The organism is Stenotrophomonas sp. STEN035, assembly GCF_056759935.1.
This window is the reverse complement of record NZ_JBRRDY010000023.1, coordinates 69,261-77,294: the sequence shown is the minus strand read 5'-3', so window position 1 is coordinate 77,294 and position 8,034 is coordinate 69,261. Positions and strand designations below refer to the sequence as shown.

The 8,034-nt window shown below is 64.3% G+C and carries 9 protein-coding genes; 2 read left to right on the top strand and 7 right to left on the bottom strand.

Annotation, left to right across the window (positions count from 1 at the left end; genetic code table 11):
• Positions 1 to 99: 99 nt before the first annotated feature.
• The 3 genes from ACVOLL_RS13570 to ACVOLL_RS13560 all read right to left on the bottom strand — a co-directional run bounded on the left by ACVOLL_RS13570 (position 100) and on the right by ACVOLL_RS13560 (position 2,343).
• Entirely contained in the window at positions 100 to 453 is a 354-nt protein-coding gene (locus tag ACVOLL_RS13570; RefSeq protein WP_481513372.1) for a hypothetical protein, read from the bottom strand.
• A gap of 280 nt (positions 454 to 733) precedes the next feature.
• Complete coding sequence (locus ACVOLL_RS13565; protein WP_481513371.1) at positions 734 to 1,687, bottom strand: calcium/sodium antiporter; 954 nt, start codon at positions 1,685 to 1,687, stop codon at positions 734 to 736.
• A gap of 77 nt (positions 1,688 to 1,764) precedes the next feature.
• The gene (locus tag ACVOLL_RS13560) at positions 1,765 to 2,343 is read right to left on the bottom strand and encodes a lectin (RefSeq protein ID WP_481513374.1); all 579 of its coding nucleotides are present in this window, start codon (positions 2,341 to 2,343) and stop codon (positions 1,765 to 1,767) included.
• A 153-nt stretch (positions 2,344 to 2,496) separates the two neighbouring features.
• On the opposite strand from ACVOLL_RS13560, the gene ACVOLL_RS13555 reads away from it, so the two are divergent.
• Positions 2,497 to 3,048 (top strand): hypothetical protein, encoded by a 552-nt coding sequence (locus ACVOLL_RS13555; protein ID WP_481513370.1) that lies wholly within the window; start codon positions 2,497 to 2,499, stop codon positions 3,046 to 3,048.
• Between the two features lies 1 nt (position 3,049).
• Here the strand turns inward: ACVOLL_RS13555 and hmgA are convergent, their stop codons facing one another.
• The 3 genes from hmgA to hppD form a co-directional block, all read right to left on the bottom strand.
• Positions 3,050 to 4,348 carry a homogentisate 1,2-dioxygenase gene (hmgA, locus tag ACVOLL_RS13550; RefSeq protein WP_481513369.1) on the bottom strand — a complete coding sequence of 433 codons (1,299 nt, stop codon included), beginning with the start codon at positions 4,346 to 4,348 and terminating at the stop codon, positions 3,050 to 3,052.
• Positions 4,349 to 4,435: 87 nt separating this feature from the next.
• Complete coding sequence (locus tag ACVOLL_RS13545; RefSeq protein ID WP_481513368.1) at positions 4,436 to 4,834, bottom strand: endonuclease domain-containing protein; 399 nt, start codon at positions 4,832 to 4,834, stop codon at positions 4,436 to 4,438.
• 101 nt (positions 4,835 to 4,935) lie between these two features.
• Positions 4,936 to 6,045, bottom strand: coding sequence for a 4-hydroxyphenylpyruvate dioxygenase (gene hppD, locus ACVOLL_RS13540; protein ID WP_481513367.1), 1,110 nt, complete (start codon positions 6,043 to 6,045; stop codon positions 4,936 to 4,938).
• A 128-nt stretch (positions 6,046 to 6,173) separates the two neighbouring features.
• Here hppD and ACVOLL_RS13535 point away from each other — a divergent pair, with 128 nt between their 5' ends.
• Positions 6,174 to 6,668, top strand: a complete 495-nt coding sequence (locus tag ACVOLL_RS13535; protein ID WP_282271784.1) for a MarR family winged helix-turn-helix transcriptional regulator — start codon at positions 6,174 to 6,176, stop codon at positions 6,666 to 6,668.
• A 13-nt stretch (positions 6,669 to 6,681) separates the two neighbouring features.
• Here the strand turns inward: ACVOLL_RS13535 and ACVOLL_RS13530 are convergent, their stop codons facing one another.
• Positions 6,682 to 7,797: a hypothetical protein gene (locus tag ACVOLL_RS13530; protein WP_481513366.1), complete on the bottom strand. Its 1,116-nt coding sequence runs from the start codon at positions 7,795 to 7,797 to the stop codon at positions 6,682 to 6,684.
• Positions 7,798 to 8,034 lie beyond the last annotated feature (237 nt).

Sequence of the window (8,034 nt, the reverse complement as noted above, 5' to 3'; positions counted from 1 at the left end):
CCCCTCTAGGCCGGACCCTGTGGAGGTCCCCACCAGTGGGCGCTTTCCCCTGCCGGCGCTACCGCCGCCCGCGCGGGGCCCCCCCACTACAGGTACGCTTCAGCGCAGCTGCAGCTGCGTGGCGTCATCTACCCGCACATGCGTCTGGTAGTAATACTTGTCGCTGACGCGCCTGCCATCAGCAACGAACCCGATACGCACCATCCGCGCCGTACCCCGCACGAGAATCGCGCGTCCCTTCAAGGCTGTGCCGGGGTCCGACCCGTATTGAGCCACCATCTCCTGAAGCGCATCGGGCCCGATGCTGATGCTCAGGTTACGCGGATCGCGGTAGTCCGATTGGGAGTTCAGGTACAACCTGCCATCGGCATTGCCACTGGCACGCACCGTCAGCGCAAACACGCCATCTACCCCGCGCTGCGGCCCAGCCGCTGCCGCCATCTGCACCGCCATAGCTGGGTCCACCCATGCCGTGCTTCGTTCAACATGGGCACATCCCACCAAGCCCATTGATAGAACCGACATCAACAACAGACTACGCATGCTCGACTCCTTGTCAGCCCAGAAACATTGATTCAAGCCCAGCACCGGCGATGAGTACAAGAGACAGCGCCGCTGTACCTGTAGGAGCGGCGTAAGCCGCGAAGCCACTGCAACAGCTCCGGCAACATGGCTTGTGATTGCATTTGATCCTGCGCTTTCAACGCTGTCGGCTTCGCGGCTTACGCCGCTCCTACACGGCGAACAGCGCCAGCTCCAGCCCGACCCACGCCAGGAACGCGACGAACAGCACCGCGCCTTCGCCACGACTGATCTTCAGGTCGCCGCGCAGCATCGGGTACAGCATCAACACGAACACGATTGCCGCCGGCAGTTCCAGGCGCACGAACGAGGCCGGTAGTGGCATTGGCCGCAGTGCTGCCATACCGCCGATCACCACCAGCACATTGAACAGGCTGGAGCCGATCACGTGGCCTACGACCATGTCACCCTGCCCGCGCCGTGCAGCAGCAATGGCCGCAGCAACTTCCGGCAACGCAGTACCGATGGCTACGGGCAACAAGCCGGCCAGCAACGGTGACATGCCCCAGCCTGCGCCGATTACCGGCGCCGCCTGCACCACGAAACGCGCGCCGTAGTACAGCACCACCGCCGCGATGACGAGACGGATGATGTTGAGCCCGAGCACGGTACGGGTAGTAGCGTAGTTGATGATGCTTTCCTGCAACTCCACCGGCTCGTGTCGCGCCCGCTTCAGCAGGAAGGCCAGCACACCGACAAAGCCCAGCAGCAACACGATGCCTTCAATACGGCTGATCGCGCCATCCAGGCCGAACACGATCAAGGCCAGCGTCGTCACCGCCAGCAGCACCAGCAACGGCGACAACAGCCGCGTGCGCACCACCAGCGGGAAAGCCAGCGCGGCCAGGCCCAGGGTCAGGCCGACATTGACGATATTGCTGCCGACCGCATTACCCAGCGCCAACTCCTGCGCACCGACGGCGAAAGCACGGGCATTGACCACCAGCTCCGGCAACGAGGTGCCGAAGGCCACCAGCAACAAGCCGGCGACAAAGGGCGAGGCACCGAAGCGCTGGGCCAGGCCAGAGGCGGCCTTGACGATGGAATCACCGCCCAGGGCCAGCAGCACCAGCCCCAGGACAAACCATGCGATAGCTTCGAACATTGCGCCTCCCTCCCCTGCAGTGATGACGGCGGTGCCCGGAGCATACCCGCGCTACTGCCTATGACCGCCGCAGCGTATCAGCCGCAGCCTTCCACGTAATCCACCTGCGGCGGCAGGCCTACGCGCCAGAGCGTCGCCTTGCCATCGGCGCCCAATTCGAACACCAGCACACCCTGGCTGCCGTCCGTTGCCGGCACCCGCAGCACCTTGCCGCCTTCCACGTATTTGTGCGGCTGCAACGGCTCGGCCTGCGGATAAAGCGCCTGCAGTTGGGCAAGATCCATGCCGATCTTGCCGCCGCCCGGAGCGGCGGTATCGCCACCGCGCACGTCATATCGCACGAACTTGCCCTCCTCCAGCATGAAGAACGGCCCGCCCTCACTGTGCGCGGCCGGCGACAGGTAATAGCAGCCACCATCGGCCGCGGCATCGCCCTGCAGTTCGCCCGTCCATACCGTGCGCAGCTGCTCGGCATCGATACCCAACTGGGCGGCGCCATAGCCCTGCCAGTCGGCATCGCTGGCAGCAACGGCTGCAGTGCCAGCGGGACTGGGAGCCGGAACGGCAGCAGGAGCAGGAGCCGCAGGATCGGCAGCTGCCGGCTCGGCCGGCGGCGTGCGCTGGCAGGCCACCAGCAGAACGGTTAACAGTGACATCGGCAGGGCAATGCGTTTCATGCAGCAGCTCCGGGCGGGTTCGCGGCCGAGTCTAGCGGCAACGGTGCCCGGCCAGCGCGAAGACAGGCTTGTCATCGTGGTTTCACCTGATGGCGACAGGCTGAGCGCCTACGTCGCCCGTGCCCAACGCCCATGCAACCGCACAAGACCGAACTTGGCCACACCGTGTTGCAGACGCACCGCGCCGCGCTGGACCTGCGCCAGCGGCGGGCATTGATCCTGTGCGACGGCAAACGCAGCCTGGCCGAACTGAGCGGCATGCTGGGCAACGACGTCCCCGAACTGATCGCGCAACTGCAGCGTGATGGCTATCTGCAGGTGCAATCCCCACCTGCCCCCCCGGCGACAAGTCCGGCTGCGAGGCCGCTTGTCGAGGCGACCGCGTCGCCCGCCGCTGCCATGCCACGCGCACCGGCGGAGCGGCGCCGCTCGATGGTCGCCGCCCGCATCTATGTGCTGGATATCCTGGCCCTGCAGCGCAATCCCACCGCCGCGCAGTTGCACAAGCTGCTGCAGGCAGCGCGCGAGGAAGGCGACACCGTGCAGGCACTGAAGCTGGCACTGAGCCATCTGCCGGCAATGACCTCGGACGGTTACACCCAGCGTGTGCGTGGGCGCCTGCAGGAAGTGCTGCCGGAAACCCATCTGGCAGCGGTGCTGGAGCCAGCACCGCTGCCGGCCTGAATCAGGCCTTGGGCAGCGTGAAGTTGTTGCGCAGCCCGCTCCAGCAGGCCTGGTAGCCGCGCTGGCGGTGCGCGGCATCCATCGCCTGCTCGGTCGGACAGATCACGCCACGGGTCTCAAACATGAAGGCCATGGTGTCGGTAATCACGTCCGGCTTGGACAGGTCTGCGTGCGAGGCCTTGTCGAAGGTGGCCGCATCCGGGCCGTGGCCGGTCATGCAGTTGTGCATCGACGCACCGCCAGGCACGAAGCCCTCGGCCTTGGCGTCGTAGGCGCCGTGGATCAGGCCCATGAACTCGCTGGCGATGTTGCGGTGGAACCACGGCGGGCGGAAGGTGTTCTGCGCCACCAGCCAACGCGGCGGGAAGATAACGAAATCCAGGTTGCTGGTGCCCGGGGTATCGCTGGCCGAATGCAGCACCAGGAAAATCGACGGATCCGGGTGGTCGTAGCTGATCGAGCCGATGGTGTTGAAGTGGCGCAGATCGTAGCGGTACGGCGCGTAGTTGCCGTGCCAGCCGACCACGTCGAGCGGCGAGTGGCCGATGTCGGCGCGCCACAGGCGCCCTTGGAATTTGGCGACCAGCTCGAACTGGCCGTCGAGGTTTTCATAGGCGGCAACCGGCGTTTCGAAGTCACGCGGATTGGCCAGGCCATTGCTGCCGATCGGACCGAGGTCGGGCAGCTTCAACAGCGCACCGAAGTTCTCGCAGACATAGCCACGCGCCTGCCCGTCCGGCAGCTCGACCGCGAAGCGCACGCCGCGCGGAATCACCGCGATCTGCTGCGGCTCGATCTCGATCACACCCAGCTCGGTGCGCAGGCGCAGCCGGCCCAGCTGCGGCACGATCAGCAGCTCGCCGTCGGCGTTGTAGAAATAGCGGCCACGCATGTCCGCGTTGGCGGCGTACAGGTGGATGCCGGCGCCGGTATGCGCTTCGGCCGAGCCGTTGCCGCCCATCGTGTACAGGCCATCGATGAAGTCGGTGGGCGTGCTGGGCAGCGGCAGCGGGTCCCAGCGCAGCTGGTTGGGCGAGGCCGCCGACTTGCTGAAATCGCTGTGCAGGCGCGGCTGCTCGAACGGGGTGAACTCACCGTGCATCGCCGCCGGGCGGATGCGGTACAGCCAGCTGCGGCGGTTGCTGCCGCGCGGCGCGGTGAAGGCGGTGCCGGTCAGCTGCTCGGCATACAGCCCGTGCGCCACCTGCTGCGGCGAATTACGACCCACCGGCAAGGTGCCGGCCACAGCCTCGGTGGCGAACTCATTGCCGAAGCCGGATTGATAAGCGTTGCTGACCATCACGAACCTGCCTGTGTTGTTGCGTTCAAAGCCCCTCTCCCTCCGGGAGAGGGGTTGGGGTGAGGGTAAGAGCCGAAGCATTGCCGCTTAAAGCCCCTCTCCCTCCGGGAGAGGGGTTGGGGTGAGGGTAGGGCTTTCAGCCATCATCAAAATGGCTTCCAGCACCGCATCCAACTGCAGCAGCGCATCGTTGTCCCAGAAGCGCAATACGGTCAAACCTTGCTGTTCCAGGAATCGAGTGCGTACGCGATCGACGTCTTCATTGTGCTGTGAGCCATCCAGCTCCACTACCAGCCGTTTGGCCTCACAGTAAAAATCCACGATATACGGCGGAACCGGATGTTGCCTGCGAAACTTCAACCCACACAGCTGGCCGCTCCTCAACCTGTTCCAGAGCTTGCGCTCGACGTCGGTCAGGTTACGACGAAGCCTGCGGGCACGACCAAGGGTAACGGTGGGTATCGGCGGTTTTCTGCTATAGCTCATGAAGCGGCCTCCTTGCGCCTTTCATGATCTTTAGCAGCTTCGCCCTCACCCCAACCCCTCTCCCAGCGGGAGAGGGGCTATGTCCTATAGCGCGTTACGTCTTACAGCACGCCACGATCCATCTGGTCGCGCTCGATGCTTTCAAACAAGGCCTGGAAGTTGCCTTCGCCAAAACCTTCATTGCCCTTGCGCTGGATGATCTCGAAGAAGATCGGACCGATGCAGTTCTTGGTGAAGATCTGCAGCAGCTTGCGCTGCTTGGTTTCCGGGTCGGCGTCGATCAGGATCTTGTTCTTGCGCAGGCGCTCAACGTCTTCGCCGTTGTTCGGGATGCGCAGGTCGACCACGTCGAAGTAGGTGTCCGGCGTATCCAGGAAATCAATGCCCTGTGCACGCATCGCTTCGACGGTGTCGTAGATGTTGTCGGTGAAGCAGGCGATGTGCTGGATGCCTTCGCCCTTGTAGGCGTCGAGGTATTCGTTGATCTGGCTCTTCGGGTCGGACGACTCGTTGAGCGGGATGCGCACGACGCCGTCCGGTGCGGTCATCGCCTTGGACACTAGGCCGGTCTTTGCCCCCTTGATGTCGAAGTAGCGGATCTCGCGGAAGTTGAACAGGCGCTCGTAGTAATCCGACCACTGCTGCATGTTGCCCAGGTACAGGTTATGGGTCAGGTGGTCGATGAAGGTCAGGCCGAAGCCGGCCGGGTTCTGGTCGGCGCCTTCGATCGGCTCGTAGTCGGTGTCGTAGATGCTTCCGGCACCGCCGTAACGATCCACCAGGTACAGCATGCAATCGCCGATGCCCTTGATCACCGGCGCCGGCACCGCGCGGGTCTCGGCCAGCAGGTCGACTTCCTCGGCACCGTTGCCCAAGGCCATGGAAAGCACTTCGTCAGCCGGCTTCTGGAAGCGGATGGCGAAGCCGCAGGCGCTCGGACCGTGCTTGGCGGCGAAGTCGGCGGCGAACGAATTCGGCTCCTCGTTCACAAGAAAGTTGACGCCGCCTTGACGGTAGACGGTAATAGCACGCTGCCGGTGGCGGAGGACGGCCGTGAACCCCATGTTCTTGAAGTAAGCGTGCAGCTGGGCAGCCTGCCCCGCCGGTGCGCCGAATTCAACGAACTCAAAACCATCGATGCCCATCGGGTTTTCAAAGGTGGTGACCTGCATGCCCAGGTTGGGCGCGTTGGATGCAGTAGGGGTGTTCATGAGTTGCCTCCGGGAGCATGGCGGTCGCCGGGGTACCGGCGATGAAAACAGGAAGATCCGCCGCAAAAAGCGGGTCTGGACCGAAGGTTATAGTTTCACATGAAACCACCATCAAGGTGCACTGCAGCATGAGCTCTTCCGATTACAGCAAGTCCACCAGCATCCGCGCCTCGCACGTGTTGCTGGATCTTGAGCAGTTCCTGCCTTACCGCATCAGCGTCTTGTCCAACCGGGTCAGCGGCAACATCGCCCGGCTGTACGGCGAGCGCTACGGCCTGGCCATTCCCGAATGGCGGGTGATCACTATCCTGGCGCTGTATCCGGGCTCCTCGGCCAGCGAAGTGTCCGAACGCACGGCGATGGACAAGGTGGCGGTCAGCCGCGCCGTGGCGCGCCTGCTGGAGCGCGGCTTCATCAAACGCGAGACCCATGGGGATGACCGTCGCCGCTCGGTGCTGGCGCTTTCGGCCGCAGGCTTCGAGGTCTACGAGACCATCGCGCCGATGGTGATCGAGATGGAACGGCGCCTGATGTCGGCGCTCACAGAGGACGAGGAACAGGTACTCGAACGCCTGATCACGCGCTTGGCCGATGCCGGTCTGCAGCGCATGAACGAGGGTTGATCGTCAGCGACGATCAACTCAGGTGCTTGCGCCGCGCATAGATCCACGGCGCGGCAAGGGCCGCGATCGCACCACCTGCAAAACCCAATGCCGCCGCCACCGCCGCCGCCTCCACGCGGCCGGGCAACGCCAATGCTGCAAGCAGCAACAAGCCGGCCGGCAGACCGATGAACGAGGTCAGGAAGAACCGCCAGCGCGGCACCCAGGTGTGCAGCTGCATCAGGCTGGCGCCGGTCCAGGCATCGTTGGCTTGGTCACGTCTGATTTTGTCCACCAGCTTGACCAGATCGACTTCGGCAGTGCCCTTGCCCGTGCGCGCCAACGCCAACTCCGCGCCAACGTCGGCCGGTGCCGGCCAGTTGGACGGCCATGCTTCTGGCGCAGCAACGCCATAGGCAGTCAACAGCGGCAGTGACAAGGCGGGCACCGGCAGCGCGCGCAGTCGGCGCTTGTCCATCACGCACCAGAATTGGGTCAGGCCGTCGTTGTTGACCTGGTAGAGCGCCAGCTGTTCCGGCGCCGGGTAAGGCAACGCCGTCACCCGTGCCGCCATCGATTCCACGCCCATCGCGCGCAGGAAGCCGACGCGGCTGCGGCCGGAATGCGCCCAGCCCAAGCCCAACGGCGATAGCAGCATGACCTCGGCATGATCGCTGACGCCGCTGTTGGCGCGCTCATCGCTGGCCAGAAAGGCCGACAGGGAATTGGGTTCGGCCACATCGGGCTTGCCCCAGCGCTGCGAATGGCCGAGCAGGAACTTCAACGGCACCCGTGCGGCGATGGTTTCGCCACGCACGTTGTCGGAGGCAAACGGCACCACGCTGGCGACGAAGGCGCGCAGTTCGTTGCCGGGCGACGCACTCCACTCCGGCGGCAGCAGGCCAGCCAGCAAACCATTGCGTGCTATCTGGTCGATCTGCTCTTTCTGTTCCACCAGCCGGATGACGGCCGACTGCAACATGATGTTGGGCGGCACTGCGGCCTGCGGCAGCCGATAGCGCGGCGGCGGTGCGGACTCTTCCGGCGCGGCACTTTCGTCCAGCAGTTCGTCCACCGTCGGCAGACTGGTGCTGGCGAGCTCCTGCTCAACCGTTGCGGTGCTGGAATCTGGGCTGGCAGCTGGCTGCATGATGAGGGAGGGCTAGGCGCCGGATGCAGAGGGATTGATTCGTTAGCGGCCGCGGGCGGAAAAAATGAACCCGGCCCGTAAATCCATGTAGTGCCGAGCCATGCTCGGCAGAGGCTCTACCAGCAATGCCCATGCAGTGCCCAGCCCAGCACGGCACGACCCTTTACAAAGGCAACAGGTAAGTGCATGAAGCCCCATTCCCACCAAGGCGACGCCCAAAAAATATCCAAAAAAAAA